Source organism: Schlesneria paludicola DSM 18645 (genome assembly GCF_000255655.1).
Taxonomy (GTDB): Bacteria; Planctomycetota; Planctomycetia; order Planctomycetales; family Planctomycetaceae; genus Schlesneria; species Schlesneria paludicola.
The window spans coordinates 1,044,617-1,064,524 of sequence record NZ_JH636435.1 but is presented as its reverse complement, the minus strand read 5'-3'; the positions used below and the strand labels follow the sequence as shown (position 1 = coordinate 1,064,524).

The window sequence follows — 19,908 nt, the reverse complement described above, 5'->3', positions numbered from 1 at the left end:
AACAGCGCGTGGACGGGGTTGACGCTGGGGACCGTGATTGCGGACGGCGATTTGGGGACACCTCTGAATCAGCCTGCGATTTACGGCGTGAATGCGTTTGGCTCGGTCACGGAGGCGTTAGCCGCGTCGACGTCCAGCGGGCAGATCATTGTGAATGCGGGCACGTATCACGAAGCGATCAGTCTGACGGGTACGCATACGCTGACGATCACATCTGGGGCCGCGGTGACTCTCGATTCGCTGTCGGCGATCACGGGGACATTCGTCCAAATCCAGGGCACGTCTCTGACGGTTGGCGATGCCACCAGCACGACGGTGGCCAGCGTCATCAGCGGAAGCGGAAGTCTCGTCAAAGTCGGATCGGGAACGCTGACCCTCTCTGGGGCAAATACGTATGCGGGGCCGACCACGATCACATTCGGAACGCTGCAGTTAAATGGATCCGTTAAGAGCGACGTCAATATCGAGGTCAGTGGAATCCTCAGCGGATCAGGAACAATCACGGGCAATGTCTCAAATCTCGGCACGTTCGCGCCGGGCGTGATGACGATCACAGGGGATCTGGTGTCCAGCGGCACGATTCAGTTCACGGTCAACAGCGGCTGGACAATTCCGGGTACGGACTTTAGCCAGATCACGGTCCGCGGGAATCTGGATCTAAGTAACTCGACATTGAGCGTCGTGAATACGAAAGACTTGTCGGCACCGCTGATCAATCAACTGTTGACCCTCATTAATCACGCCGGCACGACGAACAAGACGACAATCAATGGCAGCACGCTACCGACGGATGGTGCGACGCTGACTGTGGGAACTCATTCGTTCAAGATCTTCTTTAACGGAGGTGATGGGAACGATGTCGTGCTCATTGAGGCTAGCACACCCAGTATTGTCTACGTTTCGAACACCGCCTGGACAAGTCTGACGCCGGGAGTTGTGATTCTCGATGGCGACTTGGGAGCACTGCTCAATCAACCTGCCATTTATGGTGTGAATGCATTCGCCTCAATGGCCGAAGCGCTCGCGTCGTCGACCACAAACAGCCAGATCATCGTGAACGCCGGAACTTATCACGAGGCGGTGAACGTTCTGGGAACAAATACGATCACCATTACCAGCGGCGCTGCAGTTACGTTTGATTCGCTGTCTGCTGTCGCGGGAACGTTCGTGCAAATTCTGGGGACCTCGCTGACCATTGGCGACGCAACAGATATGACAGTTTCTGGCGTGATCAGTGGAACCGGAAATCTGATCAAGGCCGGAACGGGATCGTTGCGATTGGCTGGAGCCAACACTTACAGCGGGACGACGTTTGTCAGTACGGGAACCGTTGTCCTGGCAAATTCAAGCGCGCTGGGGGCGACGACAACAGGGACAACTGTTGCCAGTGGTGCGGTGTTGGATCTGAACGGACAGACAATCGGCGTCGAGTCGCTATCGATCAGTGGCTCGGGAATCGGTGGAATTGGGGCACTCATCAATTCCGATGCGACGAATGCGGCGAGCCTGGCTGGCAACGTGACGCTGTTGAATGACGCCACTATCGGTGGTTCGGGGGCGGTGACATTGGGTGGGACGGTGAATGGAGCTGCATCGAACGCCCAATCGCTTGATCTGGTCGGCACCGGTGCAAAGCGGTTTACGAATGTGATCGGAGGAACAAACGCGCTGGCGAGCCTGACTCAGGCCGTTGGCGCGGGAACGCTGGAACTGGATCAGAACGTGACCGTTGGCAGCGCGACGCTGAGTTCCAGCGTGATCCTGAATGGCATGACATTGACGAGTACCGGCAACGTTACGATTGGCAATGCGGCAACGGATACTCTTGGGATCACGGGGGGGCCAACAAGCATTCAGACGTCGGCGGGGTCAATCGTTCTCAACGCGACCACAAGTGCACACCAGAATCTCACGTTGTCAGCGGTGGGATCGACCAGCGATATTGCCATCAATGGTGCGATCACGGCAGACAGTGGTTTGATCCTGGCACTCAACGCAGACCGAACAGTCGCGATCAGTGCCGACATGTCGACGACTGGAAATGGTTCGATCATCGTCAGCGGAAACGGCGGTACCGGAGCCAGGAATATCGTCGTCAACGGTCCCGCGATGATCAGCGTCGCTGACGGTGACCTGACGTTTGATGCCGATCGGGGTGTCAGCAGCTCTGGTGACTACGGTGGGATCTCGATTGGCGCCGCAACACTGCGCGCGACAGGGGCCGGAAACATCAGTTTGATGGGACGCGCGGGAGATGACGCGACAACCAGTTCGCACACTGGTGTCAGTGTTGGTGCCGGCGGACTGGTGACCTCTGCTGCAGGTAATGTCACGATTTTCGGAATCGGTGGCACGGGGCAAACGACGAACTATGGAGTTTTCGTCGCGGGAACTGCCAGCGCGACAGCAGGTGGCACCGTCTCGGTGACCGGAATTGGTGGCAGTGGCGCAGACGGATTTGGAATTGTCGTAGCATCGGGTGGGGCGGTCAGCGTCAACAATCAGCAGTTGAGTTTCGTGTCCGACAGCATGTCATTGGATGGATCGATCAACGCCGGAACGTCCACCGTTTCTCTGCTCCAGCGAACGAATGGCACACTGATCGATCTCGGTGGGGCAGATGTCATTAGCGGTGGAACTGCGACCCTTGGGCTCTCAAATGCCGAGCTGAATCATATCTCCGCCGGTACAATTGTTCTGGGGAATGGGAGCAGCGGTGCGATCACCGTTTCCAGCGATGTCGATCTGAACGGTCCGTCTCCCGTAAGCACGCTCGTTTTGACCAGCAGCGGTACGGTGATGGCGACAGCAGGGGGCATTCGCGTGAACAGTCTCGCGATCACTGCAGGAGACGCCGTAGACTTTTCCAGCGGGACTTCGAACATTGGCAACGTCGCGATTCGGGCCGCGAATGGAAACATCCGATTTGCGACGACGGGTGGCGTGAATGTTACGTCTATTGCGGGCATCAATGGCCTGGATACCTCAAGCAGTTCTGGGAATATTACGCTGACTGCAGGAGGAATGATCAATCTGCTGCAGGCGGTCAATGCGGGAGGTGGAACTGTTCGCCTGGCGACAACCACCGGGGGAATCAATCAGTCCAGTACCGCTGCAATTACGTCCTCGTCTTTAGGGGCGATCAATGCGGGAACGGGCGATGTCATCTTGACCGCCGCGAACACGGCGAGTGTCTTCGCGGCAAGCAATACCGCACCTGGAGGTGCAATTAAATTCGAAAGCACCAACGGAATCACGGTCGGCGCCGTGGCGAGCGACGGTGCATATTTCGGCGGGGTGATCGGAATTGCGACGAGTAACGGCGACATCACCGTTCGTTCGGGCGGATCGATCACGATCGATGATGACATCTCGGCGGGGTCGGGAACGGTCCGAATTTCGAATGCGATCGGCGGTGTGACTCAAAATGGCGGTGATACGATTACGGCCGGGGCTCTGGGGATCAGCAACGCCGGGACAGGCAGCATCACCCTGAGCGAAGCCAATCAGTTCGGCGTTATCGCAATCGCGAATCCACTCGGGGGCAGTGTCTCGATCCATAGTACAGGTCCGCTTACGGTCGGAACGGTGTCAGCCGACGGTTCTTTATTCTCTGAAGTGAGTGGCATCGCGGTGGGCGATCTCACTCATACTGGCGGGAATATCGTCGTGACCTCCGGCGGAAGTCTGATGGTTACGGGGCCGATCCAGACGTTCGGTGGCAATATCAATCTGCAGGCATCAGGTGCTGCCGCCGACGTTGTGATCCAGGGCTCGGTGACGGCGAACGGTGGAAATGGCAGCGTAACGGTTCTGGCCGGTCACGACATTCTGATCTTCGACGCCGGTTTGCCTCCAGAGATCAAAGTGGGCGGCACAGGCTTAATCACGCTGAACGCGCAGCATCTGGTGAGCTTTGGGCCCAACGTCGTCGTGCAGACGGGGACTGGAGCGATTGCAGGAGCGCCACCTTTAATTACGAATGTGCAAACACCGCCGTTGACCGCTGTGGGTGAAGGCAGCGTGTCGTTCGATTATGGTCGTCCTGGCGAACACAATTTCACAGTCACGGTCGACTGGGGCGACGGAACTGTCGAGACATTTCAATTCGATGATCCCGGGCACGTCTCATTGCAGCATTTGTACACTTCCAATCCGGACAAGACGAATCCGTCGGCACCCATCGAAATCAAAGTTCAGGTCGTGCAAGATCCTAGCGTCAAAGTGTTGGCGAGCGGTGCGAGTTTGGATACAGCGGTCGCGTCCTCGTTCGCGACGATTCCTGGAACAGGTTTGGCCGCCTATGTCGTCGATCTGACCCCTCCAGTGGCCTATCTAACGATTCCGGACGCACCAAAGTTTGTCGATCGGCTGCAGACATCGGGGACCCCACTCAACGACGTCTCGTCGTTGAGGCTCGATGCGATTCGAACGGAAGAGCGTGTCGCGTCTGAGCGTCAAGTTGTCGTCGAAGTCCTGTCACCGGATGGACAGATTCAGCAGCGAATCATTCTGGACGAATCCGTCCTTGATGATTCATTAGAGATCATTAGAAAATTGCCCGATGGCAACTACCGGTTCCAATTGCAGGAACCCGGGGAAGAGCGGCAACGACTCTTGCTTGAATTTGAAGTTCGGCAAGGCAAGATCGTTAACAGCAATGATGAGAGCTATCGGCCGCCGTCATCCACGAAATCAAAATTGCCGGCGGGACAAGGCGAGGCCGAGAAACCCGGGGCGAAGCCAGAGCCGGAACCTGACGAAAACGGTGCGGCGCAGCTCGAGCAGATGCCTGAATCGCCAAGCCTACTTGATGCCTCTCATTCAGCAGAAATCATATCACCGCTGATGAACCAAGACGAAGGTGATCAGCCTGCCACAGCCTGGAATGGTTGGTCGTCTGTTGTCGCACAACGAGCCTGGAAACGGGCCGAACGAGTCGTTGAAAGCATGACTCGCGGTGACGATGGCGGGTTGGATGATGGGGTGCCGTACGATGAACATCAGCCAGAAGAACAGCAATCGTCTTTGGGGCATGAGACGAATACCTTCTCAGGGGCGGCGGTCGCTGGTGCTACGGCGACAATGCTTGGGATGCGTCGCAACGGGAACGATCGGGAAGCTGCGTCGCCCTCGACCTATTTCAGCCGTGCAGCACGACTGATCCGGAAGTACATGAATTACTCGAATTGAGTATGGTAAATGTCCACAATTGCGGTGACGTGTCGATTCGATCCGCAGCCTCGAGCAAATTCAATTCTGACGACGATCGACAACGAACGACGATGTGAAGGATGCGGACGGACACAGCAGGTGGACGGCTGCACGGAGCGTGAGAATGTTGAACTGTCCGCGATGCCATCGTCAGATTCTCAGCCAGGACTTGGCTGTGGGAGTTTGCGCCAGGTGTGGCACGAGCCTGACCCAGGCCGCTCCGTCTGTGCTCGCTACCCTACAACTGTCACAAGGCTCAGTCTCCCACAACGCGATCGCGGAAGAGAGCGACAAGACGATCGTCGATTATGAATCCTCATCCGAAAGTTCGCAGACGTTTCAGATGCCCGACGAACAGATCTCTGAAGAATCTCGTACAATCGTGATTCCTGACGAGACCAAAACGATCCAGATGGACGATGATGGATCAATCGTCGATTCCGCAGAGGTGGGCGACGGCGGATACTCGAAGACCTTGTTGACGGACGAAGATTCCAGCACTCACACCAGTGATGTTGGTCGCGATATGACGGCTTCAAGGACCTCCGCCGGAGCCTCTGGAACCAAGTCGAGCGTCTCGGGACGTGGGGCTACCCAGCCCAAAGCGTCTGTGGGATCGAAATCGGATACGAGTGATACAACGTCCGGTGATACCGCTAATCAGTCGCTGGTGATCAAGACTCGATTGCTGGTCGATTCGGCGGAACTTGCGGTCGATATCGATCACAAGATTCAGCCGGAATATGAGCTGATCTCCGTCTTGGGCGTCGGTGGGATGGGGATCGTTTACGACGCGCGGCAAACGTCGATCGACCGCAATGTAGCCCTGAAAATGATCAAGGGCGAGGCGGCGCAAAACGACAAACGCAATGCGAAATTCCTTGCCGAAGCCGTGGTCACGGGCGATCTCGATCATCCCAATATCGTTCCAATCTATGACGTCGGGACAAACTCGAAGGGGCAACTCTTCTACTCGATGAAGAAGGTTCAGGGGACGCCCTGGCTAAAAGTGATTGCGAAGAAGTCGCTCAGTGAGAATCTGGACATCCTAATGCGTACCGCCGATGCAGTGGGGTTCGCACACGCACGCGGGATCGTTCATCGAGATCTCAAACCAGAAAACATCATGCTGGGTGAGTTTGGTGAAGTTCTGGTGATGGACTGGGGGCTCGCACATCCGTTAGGGGGCTATCGAAAATCGCGAAGCATCTCCAGTTCCAAGTCCATGGGGGGCACGCCGGCGTACATGGCTCCCGAAATGGCAACTGGTCCGATCGAAAAGATTGGCCCTGCCAGCGACATCTATCTGCTGGGCGCGATCTTGTACGAGATTGTGACCGGGCACCCGCCGCATATTGAAAAAACGGCGATGAAGTGCCTGGTGGCCGCTGCGAGCAATGTCATCGCTCCCACGGAAAAGACGGGCGAGCTGGTGGACATTGCACTCAAGGCGATGGCAACCGAAGTCACGGATCGATATCAGACCGTGAAAGAGATGCAGTTGGCCATTCGTGAATATCAATCGCATCTGGAAAGTGTGTTGCTCTCGACGCATGCCGATGAAGATTTGAAAGACGCGAAAGAGAAAGATGATTACCAGAAGTACTCGCGAGCACTTTTCGGTTATCAAGAAGCGTACGAGTTGTGGTCGGGAAACAAACGTGCCGCTGGCGGGATTTCGGTTGCGCGACTGGCCTACGCGGAAAGTGCGAAACGTAAAGGCGATTATGATCTCGGTCTCTCGCTACTGAACCAGACTGATCCAGAACACGTGTCGCTTTGGCACGAATTAGTCGCCGCGCAGGCTGAACGTGTGGCACGCCAAAAGCGCCTCACGCGTCTCAAGCGGCTCGCGATTGGACTCGTCGCATCAGTGCTCGTGATTGCGACCGGATCCGCGATCTGGATTCGAGCCGAACAACAGAAGGCCGTTGCCGAAGCAATCCGGGCGACCAATGCCGAGAAGGTCGCGCTCGCCGAGAAGTCCAAGGCGATGGTGGCAGCAGAGCAAGAAAAGAAGGCCAAGGTCCAGGCCATTGCGGCCGAAAAAGTGGCCGTTGCCCATCAATTGAAGGCCGAAGAGGCGCAAAAGCTCGAAGAGAAAGCCAAGAACGCGGCGATCGCTGCCGAGGAAGTCGCAGTCGTTGAACGCACCAAAGCCGAAGCGGCAAAGCTGCAGGAAGAGTACGAAGCCTACATTTCCAAAATTGGTCTGGCTGCGTCGCTGATCGACAAGAATGCCTTCGACGTGGCACGGACGACCTTAAGCACCTGCAAGCCCGAATTGAGAAATTGGGAATGGGGGCGCTTGATGCATCTCTGCTCGCAGAGCATTCGTGCGTTCGATGCCCATTCGCCGCTCGAGTCGCTTGCCGTCGATCATGATGGGAAGCGATTCGCGACTGGGGGCTGGGACGGAACCGCCTTGATTTGGGATCGCGAAACTGGTCGAGTTCTTCATTCGCTGAAGCATGGCGGTGAATACGTCAACTCGGTCGCGATTTCGCCTGATGGACGATTCCTGGCGACAGGCGGGAACGATCGAGAGGGTTTTATTCAAATCTGGGAGATCGCTTCGGGAAAGCGACTGAAAGTCATTAAGGGGCATGATGACGAAGTGCTGAGCGTCAGTTATTCAAAAGATGGCTCGCGATTGCTCACCAGTTCCTATGATAAAACGGCACGGATGTGGGACATCGAGACGGGGCACGAGATCCGAAAATTCTCGGGGCATACGTGGTGGGTCTGGTCGGCCGCGTTCTCTGCGGACGAACGACGAGTGATCACCGCGGGCCATGATGGAACTTCGATCGTGTGGGATGTCGCAACCGAAAAACGCTCGCCCGCATTCACGGGCCATCATGGACCGGTTTTTTGTGCCGTCTTCTCTCCAGATGGCAAGCATGCCGTTTCGGCCGGCTATGACCGTCGAATTCTGGTGTGGAAACCGGAAGAAATCCGACCCGTCGACTTTAAGAATCTCACTGACGGAGCGACCGTCGCGAATGCTCCTGTTCGTGCCTTCGACGGGCACGCCGACGCGGTCCGCTCGATCGCCTTTTCGGCTGATGGAAGTTTGCTGCTGAGCGGAAGCTTCGATAACACTGTACGTGTCTGGGTTTTTGATACGAATCAGCCATTGAAAACATTTCGTGGACACGGCGGCCGTGTCAAAGCGGTGTCATTTGCCTCAGGCAGTCAGTTCGTTCTGTCGGCCGCGCATGACAACACGGTTCGCGAATGGAGCATCCCCGGTTACGAAGAGATCCGCACACTCCAGGGACGTGTCCTCGAAGGACACTCAGATGCCGTTCTGGCTGCGACTTATTCGCGAGACCAGCAGCAGATCGTCACTGCCAGTCGTGATCGAACGGCTCGCACCTGGAATGCAAAAACGGGTGAGGCGGGTTTGACGTTGGCCGAAGGTCATTCCTTTTTGGCGTCAAGCGCGATCTTCTTTCCCAACGGTCGAAGGTTGCTGACGGCGGCAGTCGACAATACGGCACGCATCTGGGATGTCAGCACCGGAGGACAGCTTCTGCGCCTGGATCGCAGTGGCCGCAGCGCCGCGGCAGCCATCTCGCACGATGCAAAATTGATCGCAACGGGGGCCGACGACAAGTCGGCTCAGATTTGGGATGCGTCAACCGGAATCCGACTGAAAAAGCTCGAGGCGCACAACACGGAAGTAACAAGCGTTGCGTTTTCGATTGATGATCGCTTGCTGGCGACCGGGGACACAAAAGGACACGTCAAGTTGTGGGATGTTGCAGACGGTCAAGTCGTGGCGAGCCTGGATGGCCACACTCGACGCATTTCGTCTCTGATCTTTCTCGCCGATGGTTCACGTCTATTGACGGCAAGTAGCGACAATACGGTCGGGCAATGGAATGTGGCCTCGAAGAGAGAAATTCCCGATTTGATTCTCAAACACCCCGATAGCATTCTTACCATGCATGCGGTCCCGGGAGGCAATTCGGTCGTCACCAGTTGTGCGGATGGCTTGATTCGAATCTGGAATACGGACAGCGCGAAGGTCATTCGCACACTAGGACCATTCGGGCGAGAAGTGTTTTCAATCAGTGTGTCGGTGGATGGTAAACGCTTACTCGCCGCGAATTCCGACGAACGTACGGTTCGACTTTGGGATCTGGAAACCGGAAGCGAAATTCGTTCGCCACAACCAGGCGGAACGCTGGGACCACTTGTCGACCTGAAACGTCGAGGTGGTTTGCTATGGTCAACGGCATTTCTGCCAGGAACGGACGACGTCCTCACGGTCGGTGGCAGCGATGTCCGGCTATGGGACGCCAAGTCAGGCCGGGAAAAGATGAGCTTCAGTCCACACGGTGCTGTCGCATCTGCGCAGTTCTCACCCGAGGGAGATCTGGTCGTCACCGGTAGTTGGGATAATACCGCCAAGATCTGGGATGCGCGGACGGGGCACTCGATTCGCAAGCTCGAAAATGGCCATACAAGCCTGATTAATACGGCCGTCTTTTCACCCGACGGAAACTTCATTCTCACTGCCAGTGACGATGGTACGGCCAAACTTTGGGACGTTGAATCGGGAACCGTTGTCCGTGCCCTGGAAGGACACGGCGATCGTGTCCGATCGGGCATGTTCTCTCCGAACGGTGATTACATTGTCACAACATCCAGTGACAAAACGGCTCGATTGTGGAATGCAAAGTCGGGTGAGTTAATTCGCGAGTTCAAAGGGCACGAGTGGGCCGTCGTGTGCGTGGACTTTTCCAAAGACGGCCGCTGGATCGTCACGGGAAGTGAAGACAATACAGCACGTGTCTGGAATGTTGAGACCGCTGAGCAACTACTGACGCTCTCAGGTCACACAGCTTCGGTGACTTCGGTCAATTTCTCACCCGATTCCATGCGAATCATCACCGGTGGTCAGGATCAAGCCGCAAAACTGTGGGACGCCAAAACTGGCAAAGAAATCCTGACCCTTAGCCGTCACACTGAAGAAGTGACCAGCGTGGCATTCTCGCCCGATGGCCACCAGATCCTCACCGGCAGCCGAGATGGGACGGCCGTCATCTGGCTCTCACGCAACTGGAACGATACTCCATCCGTCGCCGCTGGCGGTAGCAGTCAGTAATTCGAATCGAAGACTCGAATTGGTGTTGCACCTCGAAATCGAAAATTTTATCGACTTCTATCTAAGCGTGGTCACTTCAAGTCGCCCGTTTTAGCTTCGGGGAGATTATCAAATCTCTTAAGATACTCGGCACCGAATCGATGGTACCACTGCCACAACGCACCCACGTTTGGAGCTTGTGGAAGAGAATCAATTCCAGGTGCGTTTTCGGCGCGGAGCATGTCGTTCAATTTCGTCGCGATTAGTTGTTCGTCTTGTGAAGATTTCGCACGGACCAGAATCGCCGACTGCAGGTGATAACGCCCCCTGGAGCGAATTGCGGCCTCAAATGCGGCAAGACGTAACGCATCGTTGTTGTTTTCCGGCTCAAAGTGTTCATGTTTCAGTTGATGCTCGTCTCCAAGTAACGCCATGGAAAGTTGGTGCATGCCGGTTTGAGGATTCGCCGATTCAATCAACGCCTTTGCCGGTTGATGCCGCAAATAAGCCAATGCGAGTCCCGCGACCTCTGCATCGGAACAGTCTGGGGCGATAACTTCAAAGTATTTCCCCAGATTCGAGGATTCATTTGGCGGTGCTTCGGGAAGTGCCCATGTCTCAATCGTACCACCTTTTAAGATCGTCATTAGCAGACTGATCGATTCCTGATTTTGAGCTCGACCGGCGATCAGCATGGCTTGTCGTCGTACTTGATGTTCGGGATCGTGAAGTCCAGTGTCCAGACGTCGCTGAAACTCATCATCCGTGAAGTCCTTTTTCCAACTCAAAAGGTCCTCCAGGGCCTCGATTCTTACGGAGGAAGATCGTGCTTCCTGTTCGATCTGAACCGTCATGCGGTTCCATTCAGGTTGACGCTTCGATCCCCATTGTTCTTTCGAAATGTCGGCATCCTTCCAGAGTCGCGCGGCGCCACGTCGCATCTGCCGGTCAGGGCCGTCGAACGCATTTCCAACAGCCAACTGCAGATCACTATGATGGTAGGTCCGAAGTTGCTCGCGCGCGACTGCACGAAAGAAGCCTGGTGAATCCCAGCGCGTGTTGCCCGTTCCGAGCATTCGCAACAGGATCTCGATCTGGCTGACTTCCTTTGGAAATTCTTTCTTGAGTGTGGCCTGAAAAGTATCGTGGATTGAAGCGACGCCATCCGCAAAATCAAGTGCCTTGGCCAGCGAGGATGGTAAGCTTGCGCGGATCAGATCGGCGTCTGTATCGGCTTCCCGATCTTGCTTTTCAGCGTCCCTAAGATCCCGATGTGGTTCCCACACATTTCGGTCCGCCAGCCAGGCGACAAGAAATTCACGCGATTCTCGTGTCAGATTGGCATCACCGGGCCATACCGCGCCCCATCGTAGGTGACTTCCGTGGTGCACACTGATTTTTGCGATGTGACTTTCGTCAGTGAAGAAATCCAGTACGACGCTTCCAAAGCAAAAACACGCGGCACCTCGATCTGTCTCGGTAAGACGAATGTTCGAGATCAATTGCTTGAGCTCAGGTTTGTCTCGCAGTTCAAGCAGGGCGATTCCTATAGGTTCTCCGCCTTTAAGCGGTCCTCGCACCCGAATACGTAGTCGCGTTGCGGGTGTCAGCAACATTTGAAATGAGTGATTCCATCCATTGAGCATTTCACACGCAGGATTGCGTTTTCTGAATTCGGAAACTTCGGATTCCGTCAGTTCCGAGGCAATCGAATTAAAGAATTTCAGCTTGGGAAGCGTTTGCGGCAATTTCGTAAGTGAAGAAAGCCGTGCGTCAATACGTTCAAGTTTGGGAAGACCATTGAGCGGACTGAGGTCTGAGATAGCCGTTCCAGAGATGTTGAGCGTTTTCAGCTCATTGAGACCAGCCGCAGGGCAGGTGATGACGGGGGTGTAAGCAACACTGAGCGATTCCAATCGCACCATTGATGGTAAGAACGACAGATCTGTCAGTTCCTGGCAAAAGTCGATGTTCAGGACTTGGACATGGAGCAACGACTTTAGGCTATTGCCGTTTATCAAAGTGCAATTCGAAAATAGGAGAGCGCGAATGTCGAACGACTTTGACAGCGCTTCACAATCAAAGTCCGCGTCTCGCACCATGAGCGAGCGAAGCTTTGTCAGGTGTCGAAGTGATGCGAAGTCCTTGAATCCGTGTTGCATTGATGAGGCAATAACAAGGTCTTCAATGTCGTAAGGTAATGGCGGCAGTCGAGCATCAGTCGGGCGTTGCTCTTGTTTGTCAAATGTGCTCAACACTCCGTCGTTGATCGTGACGCATGTTCGCTTGCCATTGATGTGGCTGAGCCTTTTAGCGATTTCATCGGACCAGAAATTGAGCTCGAGCCCCCACAAGCCATTGATCTCTGCGTCAGATAAAGTTGACAACGGATCCGTCCATGATTCATCATCCTCGGAATACTTCGTTGGAATCTTCACACCGACCAGCTTCGCCTGTTGCCCCGGCGTAGTCACATAGAGATAGGGAGAGTCCCCGGCCTTCCTGGTGAATTGCAGTTCCGGTTCGGGACCCAATTGCAATTGAAGGCCGACATCGGCGTGTCGAATCCCCGCGGTCTCTCGAACGAATACTTGAGAACCTTCTGGCCCGAGAATCACTGAAGAGGATCGATGCGGCGTATCAACATCTTCTGCATGTGCAACACATATCGCAGCAATTCCCGCAATGCAGAGCGTGAAGATAAAGATTTGAAGCGTTCGTGAAGGGTAAATCGAATGTTCCTCTGACGCGGCCTGAAAAAATCACGCTGCCCGAACATCTTCAGGCGATCGTTGAAGCAAGAATACCAGAGGTGAGGAGATTCGGTGCGGAAGCTTCGCAAAGCAGCCATTGATTTCGAATTATTCGACTCATCGTCCCCATCCGTTCAAAAAACGAACTGAATAGAGGGTTGCTCGATTGTCTGCGAAGGGAAAGCTTCGGTGAAGAGCATCTTCGTGGTCTAGAATTGGACTTTGTATTTCTCGGTCATCGCGCGACGAAGAGCGACCAGTCCATCTTCGATTTGCTTCCATTCTGAATAGACGACCGCACGTGAGGCCTGCCGGTTTGAGGCATCGATCGACATGCCGACGCCAGGGCCAGCCGTATAAGAGCCCACATACCCGTTGTTGTTCGCACCGTAGTAAGTCGTTCCAAATGAGTTGGCTTTTTGTGTGATCGCACCAAGATTATTCATCCGAATGCTTTGTGATTGATATCGCAGAGAATTGCTCACCTTTGCGGCGAAATCCAGCAAGGCGCCGTCGACATTCAGCGTCGGCACGTTATCGATCTTGCGTGCGTATCGCAGAACAATGTTCGTGTTAATACGGTTCGTCGCGCTAAGTTCCTTTCGCAGATCTTCCAGCAGCACTTGGATCGATTTGGAGTATTTGAGCGAAACCTTCTGGACCAGATCTGCGTCCGGCGTGGCCGCATTGCCTGCGTCGGCTGGCTTGGCTGCGATCGACATTGTGATTGAGGGAGGTTCGAGAATCGATACCAAACGACGTCCGGCACCGGGAGCCACAGGGCCGTTCCCGATGACCTGTTTGCCTTTCGTGATCCATTTCCAGTTTTCGACCTCCTTATCGGAGATGCCGGCGTGCTCGAGGACCGCTGCAACGAGCTGATCCATAACCGGTTTCAGGGGCGTAGTGTCGATTCCAAAATCGACAGTCGCTTGCCCCAGTGCCGTATCGCTGACTGTGATTGCGATCGTGATTCCCTGAACTCTTTCGAGGACTTTTGCGATCGTCTCGGCATCAAAGTCGGTCTTAAACCAATCGGTCGCCTTCAATTCCTCGGTAATGGCCTGTCCCGAAAAGTTGTCCTGCAGGTCGATCGCCATCAACAACTGAGCCGTTGAATCTTTCGAATTCAATGCGGATTTAAGATAGTCTGACAACTGAGGTGCTCCTGGTGTCACTCCGGTCTTCAGCCATCGTGTGATCATTTGGCGATTGGAAGATCCGTTGGTGAGCCAGTATCCGTCGCCCGTATCTGCCACATAGCCGTTGCTTCCAAAGTTTCCCAGCGGCTTCCCCAAGAATTGCTCCAACCGGCCCGGAACCCATGTCGACAGCGTTTCCAGCGTCATTTGTTTATCAGGAACTAGTACGGAAAACGTTCGAGTTGCGGTCACGCCGTTGGAAATCTCGAGATCCGCGCCCGTCAAAATCAGACTCGTGCCTGGTGGGACAAAAGCCTCTTGTTGGATGAATGCTTCAGTCGATTTCTTGAGCCAACCTTCTTTGATTGCGAGTTGACTTTTATAGATGTCGGCCACGTTGATGCGGGCCACAGCGTTGATGTCGCCTGGCAGCCAGGCAATCGGATCAGCGGCGATGCCAGTTGCGACCTGACATGCAACAACAAAGGGCAGCAACAAGACCGCGGAAGCTCGCATAATTCATTCTCGTTGTAATAAAGACAAACCGTATCGGGTGCGTGATCCCTTCGCCCCTTAGAGGGGAAGGGATCACGCCTGAAGATGTGATGTTCGCGTTGTACCGTGCAATTCCGCCAATATTGCGGGCGACGTTGTGTCCAGCATGCAGATTTGACGGTGAATCGGTGATGGCGATTGTGGGATGACGGCCTTCACTTCGCGGGCAAATAAGGTGTCCCGCGAAATTTCAGACGTTCGAACAATCGGCTTCACGTAGAGTGCCAATTCAATTGTCGAAAATCAATCGATCACTGAACTTTGTACAGGCTGGATGAAGAGATGATCGAGCGTCAGTCGCGACTGATTGCAAACGCTTCGATTTCAATCAGCAGATCTTCGAACGCGAAGCCAGACACACGGATCGCAGTTACGGCCGGGCCTGGGGCGGGGTAGAACTCACGCTGGACTCGCTCAATTGTCGCCTTGGTTTGAGCGATCTGATTCCAATCACCATCGCAGTGATAATAGATATACAGCTTGGCAACGTCACTTTCGTCCAGGTCTCCTTCGGCCATCACGTTGCGGATGAACTGGAAGACATTGCGCGTCTGAGTTTCCATGTCCTTGCCAACGGCCTTTGCACGATTGTCGGCCGAGATTTGTCCGCCGATAAAAGCCCACTTGCCGATCCGCCAACCTTGCGTGAACTGTGTGTTGGGGATGCTCCAGTCCCAGTGGTTCTCTGGCTGCAATCGCTGTTTGTCCTCTCCCAGCACTCCGATTCCTTCGACCTGAATCAGTTCCGACGAGTTTGGAAACCCTGTGATGCGAAGTCCCGCTCCTGCGGCAGACGGCACGGACATGTAACGTCGTCGAACGTTTGTCATTTTCTCCCAGTAGTCGGTCACTTCGCGACCTTGGCCATAAAACCGGAAGTACGTGTTCTGTCGCATCAGGGTGTTTCGATCTCCGCCGGCCGCGCGTAGCAGCGTGTCGAGGTTACGGAAGGCATGGTCCGTTTGGATCTCGATATCGCCGATTCCCTGGACATTTCCCTTTTCGTCCAGCGAACGCTGTCCACCGACAAAAACCATGTCGCCGACTTTCCACCCGTGCGAGAATGGCATCGGTTTGCTCCAATTCCAATGACCAGGTGGCATCAGCCGTTCTTTCGCCTCGCCGACAACGGCCCAGGCATCGATCTGAATCATCGCACCCTCGCGGTCAAGTCCGACGCGCGTTTCGGTTGTCGTGGGACCAGGTGCAGAGAAGTACTCAAGCCGCACTCGGTCGATTTCATTCAGGAACGTTGAGACGGCTTCGTCATCACCTTCGCACTGGAAGTAGATGTTGTGCTTGACGACGTCCCGCATCGTGGCACCCGCCTCGGCGAGGACTCGCTTCAGCGATTCCAGTGCATTTCGCGTCTGCGTGGCGATGTCATCCCCGACAACTCGCCCCTGCTCGTCCAGAGACATTTGCCCACCGACGAGAATCAAGTTTCCCGCTCGAACCGCCTGCGTCCCGCTGCCAGATGCACCGCCGCAATGGTTTTTGGGTGCCAGAAAGTCCTTGTGCATTCGTTGTGTTCCGTATGAATTGATGTGGTTCAAAGTTGCGGTCGCACTCACGAGATCCTAACGAATCACTCAATTGCCGCCCAACCATCCGAGTCCGCCAGATTGCGAAATACCCATCAACGTCACTGCGACCATTGACGATGGAATTCAGACGAATGCGGTTGCGACAGCTTGAGCATTCGGAATGTTCGGAGAATCATCCGTCCCGCTGTGAGTCGGTACGGTGGAGATGGCGTGAGCGGCGATGACAACTGATGAACGTTCCAGGTCATCGAGTTGCTGCGATCCGACACAGCCAAGTTCCTGAAGAGGACCTTCAAGTCTACACTAAGGTACCTAAACCTACTGACCCCGTACGTGTCCGTTCGTGCATTCATTCGACAAGGCAAGCAAGTCCGTGTTATCGCGTATCAGAGATTCGAAACTGGTCAGCTATTGTGTCGCAATCGTGTCGGTCGGCGTCGCAATCGTGCTGCGTGAAGGGCTTGATCCAATTCTGGGCGACCAGTATCCGCAGGTTACGTTTCTGTTCGCGATTGTCTTTAACAGTTGGTACGGAGGACTCGGTCCGTCTTTAGTTGCTGTTGTCTTGGGGTTTCTGTCTGTGGCATTTTTCTTCGCCAATCCCCGTGGATCGATCGCCATCTATGGTCTCGATGCGCAAGTGGGGACTGCCTTGTATTTGGTAATCGGCATCTCAAGTGCCGTTTTTAGCGAATCATTGAGGTCTGCGAATCGGCGAGCGAATGGGATCGCCGCGGAATTGCGAAAGCACCAACAGAATCTCGAGCACGAGGTCAACGAGCGGCGCGAGGCACAGCAGACACAGGTGAGTCTGCTACGGCGACTTGTCAGTGTGCAAGAAGAAGAACGCCGACGCATTTCTCGCGAACTGCACGATCAGTGTGGTCAGGATCTGACGGCCTTGCATTTAGGATTGAAGTGTCTCGAGGATGCTGTGAAGACGGATTCTGCGGCCAAGCGGCAATTCAAGGCGCTGCACGAACTGCTCGATCAAGTCTCGCTAGAGATGCATCATCTGGCCCAGGAACTGCGTCCCCCTGCGCTGGATGAACTTGGTCTGCAAACTGCTATGCAAGGCTATCTGAAGACCTGGACTGCTCGGACCAGTATTCCAGCGGATGTTGAGTGTGTCGGGATGGAGGGCGAACGAATTCCGGCAGAGATTGAAACGGCCCTTTATAGAACGTTGCAAGAAGCACTAACCAATGTTGCCAAGCATGCACAAACGCCACGTGTCAGCGTGATCTTGAGGCGAAATGAGTTGGATATATTGATGATTGTCGAAGATCAGGGAGTTGGATTCGATCCCGAATCCAATCCTCATTCTCAGGGCCCCCGGCAGCGGCTGGGGTTACTCGGGATGCGTGAACGGATTGAAGCGGTCGGCGGCAGCCTGGAAATCGAATCCATTCCAGGGACGGGCACTACGGTTTTTGCGAGAGTCCCGCTCGCGGCCTGTTGAAAACGCGAGGTCCGACTCCAACAATCCTCAGAAGTCGCGAAGCATGTATCCGATCCAGATGTCTGGTTGATGTTGTCGTTCCGAATGCTCGCCGATGCGGCGAGATGAGGCATAAATGAAAAAGTTGAGAATTGTCGTAGCGGATGACCACGGGGTCGTGCGTGACGGACTGACGATGCTGATCAATGCGCAGCAGGACATGGAGGTGACGGGCGAAGCCGCCAATGGTGCAGACGCCATTGATCTGATTCTGCGACTGTCTCCCGATGTGGCAATCATCGATATCAGCATGCCGATTCTCAATGGAATCGAACTGGTGTCTCAGATCAGCGCCGCTCGCGTTGAAGCAAAACTGCTTGTACTGACCGCCAACGAAGACCGCAACTACATGCAGCGGGTACTGAAGTTGGGGGCGGCAGGTTATTTGCTCAAGCGGTCCGCCGCCGATGAACTGATCAAAGCGATTCGTACCACGGTGACAGGTGGCCGATATCTTGATCCGCTGGTGATCGACGACCTCGTTGGAGAAATCCAGGCACCTCGCCCTGCTGTCGTCGACGAGTCGGATGGAAATCTGAGCGAACGAGAAGACGAAGTGCTTCGGCTGATTGCCCAGGGTTATTCAAATAAGGAGATCGCCGCTCGGCTGGGCGTCAGTATCAAAACAATCGAGACCTACAAGTCTCGCTCCGTGCTGAAGCTGGGGCTGAGCGGACGTGCCGACATCGTTCGTTATGCAATTCGAAAGGGGTGGCTCCGCGAGGAATAGTCTTGGTTTCTCCCACGTGTTCGATTGTTGTCGGGGGCTTGTTGACGTGCCGCCTGCGATCCGCAAATGAGTCTATGCGGCCGCGGAATCCGACATCCCAATTGTTCGACTTCGCGATGTGATCAGATGGATGGCTGCCGTGAGACCGTGCAGCGCCGAATCGATCTGACTGGAATCGTTGAGTAGTCGCAGGTTATCGGCCAGAGACGTCTGCAGCTCGACGAGCCGCCCTTCTCCACGGGCGATGGCATTCATGGCTTGCAGGAGTTGGCTGACATCTTCGCGGAACATGCTGGCTCGGTCCAACGCCAGTTGGATCTGAGCCCAGTTCTCGTCGTGCCGCTTGTCGATCAGGGCAAAAAATTGCCGCATTTGATCCTCACGCTGGGATTCGAAGCTCTCGTATCTCTGCCGCAACGCATCGAACGATGCTTGTTCTCGTAGCAGTTCCAATCGCTGGCGCTCTGCGAAATGCTCGAACAACACGTCGAGACCTTTGGTCCAGATCTTCACCTGTTCCTGAGATGTCCGCGCAATTCCGTCCAGTGCCTCCCGGTTGGCCGTTTGAATCACGGCCAGGAACGGAACAATGTTGGCATCCTTCACTTCGAACCGGTGCAGCAAATCATGATCGATCAGGCGATCGATTGAGGCCACAACGCTTAGCTCGACCCGTTCACAAAGGAACATTGCGAACATCATCGTCATGGCCGTGGCCAGGGCGACGCTGGTCGTGTTGAATGCCGTTCCCATTCCACTGACGATTTCGGGCAGCTTCGCTTCCATGTCCTCGAATGAAAAGCCTCCGATCGCGGCCCCAAAGTGCACCACCGTTCCCAAAAAGCCCAGAATCGGCGTCACGGCAATCACGAAACGGAGAACGGTATAGTTGGTATGAGATTCCTGATCATCCAGGTCCGCAAGGTGCTGCAGGTGCTCTCGATAATCGGCTGCTGAACCTTTCTCTGCAACAAAGGTCAATGCGTTGATCAGTCTTCGGCCTGTGCGCGAGGCCAATAGCCAGGCAGAGTTGTTCCGCACATGCGCCAGCAGCTCGACAGACTTTGACGCAGGTTCGCGGCCGACCTTCGGCGGAATCCACTCGTGTCGCGTCGCGAGATACTCACGCGGGAGTGCCAGGAGCTTTAGAATGATGTCGAACATGCCCCAAAAGAACAGCGTCACGATGACATATTCGACGGCGTGTTCTGACGTGTACCGGGCCAGCAGTGTCCCATGCATCGCCGGTTGCAGTACGATGCAGTAGAAGACGACCGTACTGCCGAGTGCCAGGACCAATGCAGGATCGGTCTTCAAAAGTGACCAGGATTTACGGTTCTCGGACATCGTCATCGGCCTTTCGATAGA

General features: G+C 54.9%; 8 protein-coding genes. 4 read left to right on the top strand and 4 right to left on the bottom strand.

The genetic code is table 11. From position 1 onward, the window contains the following. Positions 1-5,193: beta strand repeat-containing protein (locus OSO_RS51355; protein ID WP_010585258.1), on the top strand; the 5,193-nt coding region annotated here is incomplete at its 5' end. Positions 5,194-5,338: 145 nt separating this feature from the next. Continuing rightward, a complete protein-coding gene (locus OSO_RS0121870) occupies positions 5,339-10,333 on the top strand; it encodes a WD40 domain-containing protein (protein WP_010585257.1) in 4,995 nt (1,664 codons plus the stop codon). 71 nt (positions 10,334-10,404) lie between these two features. On the opposite strand, the gene OSO_RS0121865 is transcribed toward OSO_RS0121870, so the two are convergent. From OSO_RS0121865 to OSO_RS48380, 3 genes are all read right to left on the bottom strand, one after another. Further along, entirely contained in the window at positions 10,405-12,930 is a 2,526-nt protein-coding gene (locus OSO_RS0121865) for a leucine-rich repeat domain-containing protein (protein WP_010585256.1), read from the bottom strand. A 344-nt stretch (positions 12,931-13,274) separates the two neighbouring features. Beyond that, on the bottom strand, positions 13,275-14,723 hold the full coding sequence (locus OSO_RS0121855; RefSeq protein ID WP_010585254.1) for a hypothetical protein: 1,449 nt from the start codon (positions 14,721-14,723) through the stop codon (positions 13,275-13,277). Positions 14,724-15,055: 332 nt separating this feature from the next. Next, positions 15,056-16,285: a RidA family protein gene (locus OSO_RS48380; RefSeq protein WP_010585252.1), complete on the bottom strand. Its 1,230-nt coding sequence runs from the start codon at positions 16,283-16,285 to the stop codon at positions 15,056-15,058. 397 nt (positions 16,286-16,682) lie between these two features. Here OSO_RS48380 and OSO_RS44560 point away from each other — a divergent pair, with 397 nt between their 5' ends. Together OSO_RS44560 and OSO_RS0121830 are read left to right on the top strand one after the other, a co-directional pair. After that, the gene (locus OSO_RS44560) at positions 16,683-17,771 is read left to right on the top strand and encodes an ATP-binding protein (protein WP_010585251.1); all 1,089 of its coding nucleotides are present in this window, start codon (positions 16,683-16,685) and stop codon (positions 17,769-17,771) included. Positions 17,772-17,886: 115 nt separating this feature from the next. Beyond that, positions 17,887-18,540, top strand: a complete 654-nt coding sequence (locus OSO_RS0121830) for a response regulator transcription factor (protein ID WP_010585250.1) — start codon at positions 17,887-17,889, stop codon at positions 18,538-18,540. Positions 18,541-18,612: 72 nt separating this feature from the next. On the opposite strand, the gene OSO_RS0121825 is transcribed toward OSO_RS0121830, so the two are convergent. Then, positions 18,613-19,893 carry a MotA/TolQ/ExbB proton channel family protein gene (locus OSO_RS0121825; protein ID WP_010585249.1) on the bottom strand — a complete coding sequence of 427 codons (1,281 nt, stop codon included), beginning with the start codon at positions 19,891-19,893 and terminating at the stop codon, positions 18,613-18,615. Positions 19,894-19,908: the final 15 nt, after the last annotated feature.

Bases quoted from the DNA above. Each gene is read 5' to 3' on its own strand.
- OSO_RS0121870 (WP_010585257.1), top strand. From the start codon at position 5,339: ATGTTGAACTGTCCGCGATGCCATCGTCAGATTCTCAGCCAGGACTTG.
- OSO_RS0121855 (WP_010585254.1), bottom strand. From the start codon at position 14,723: ATGCGAGCTTCCGCGGTCTTGTTGCTGCCCTTTGTTGTTGCATGTCAG.
- OSO_RS48380 (WP_010585252.1), bottom strand. From the start codon at position 16,285: ATGCACAAGGACTTTCTGGCACCCAAAAACCATTGCGGCGGTGCATCT.
- OSO_RS0121830 (WP_010585250.1), top strand. From the start codon at position 17,887: ATGAAAAAGTTGAGAATTGTCGTAGCGGATGACCACGGGGTCGTGCGT.
- OSO_RS0121825 (WP_010585249.1), bottom strand. From the start codon at position 19,893: ATGACGATGTCCGAGAACCGTAAATCCTGGTCACTTTTGAAGACCGAT.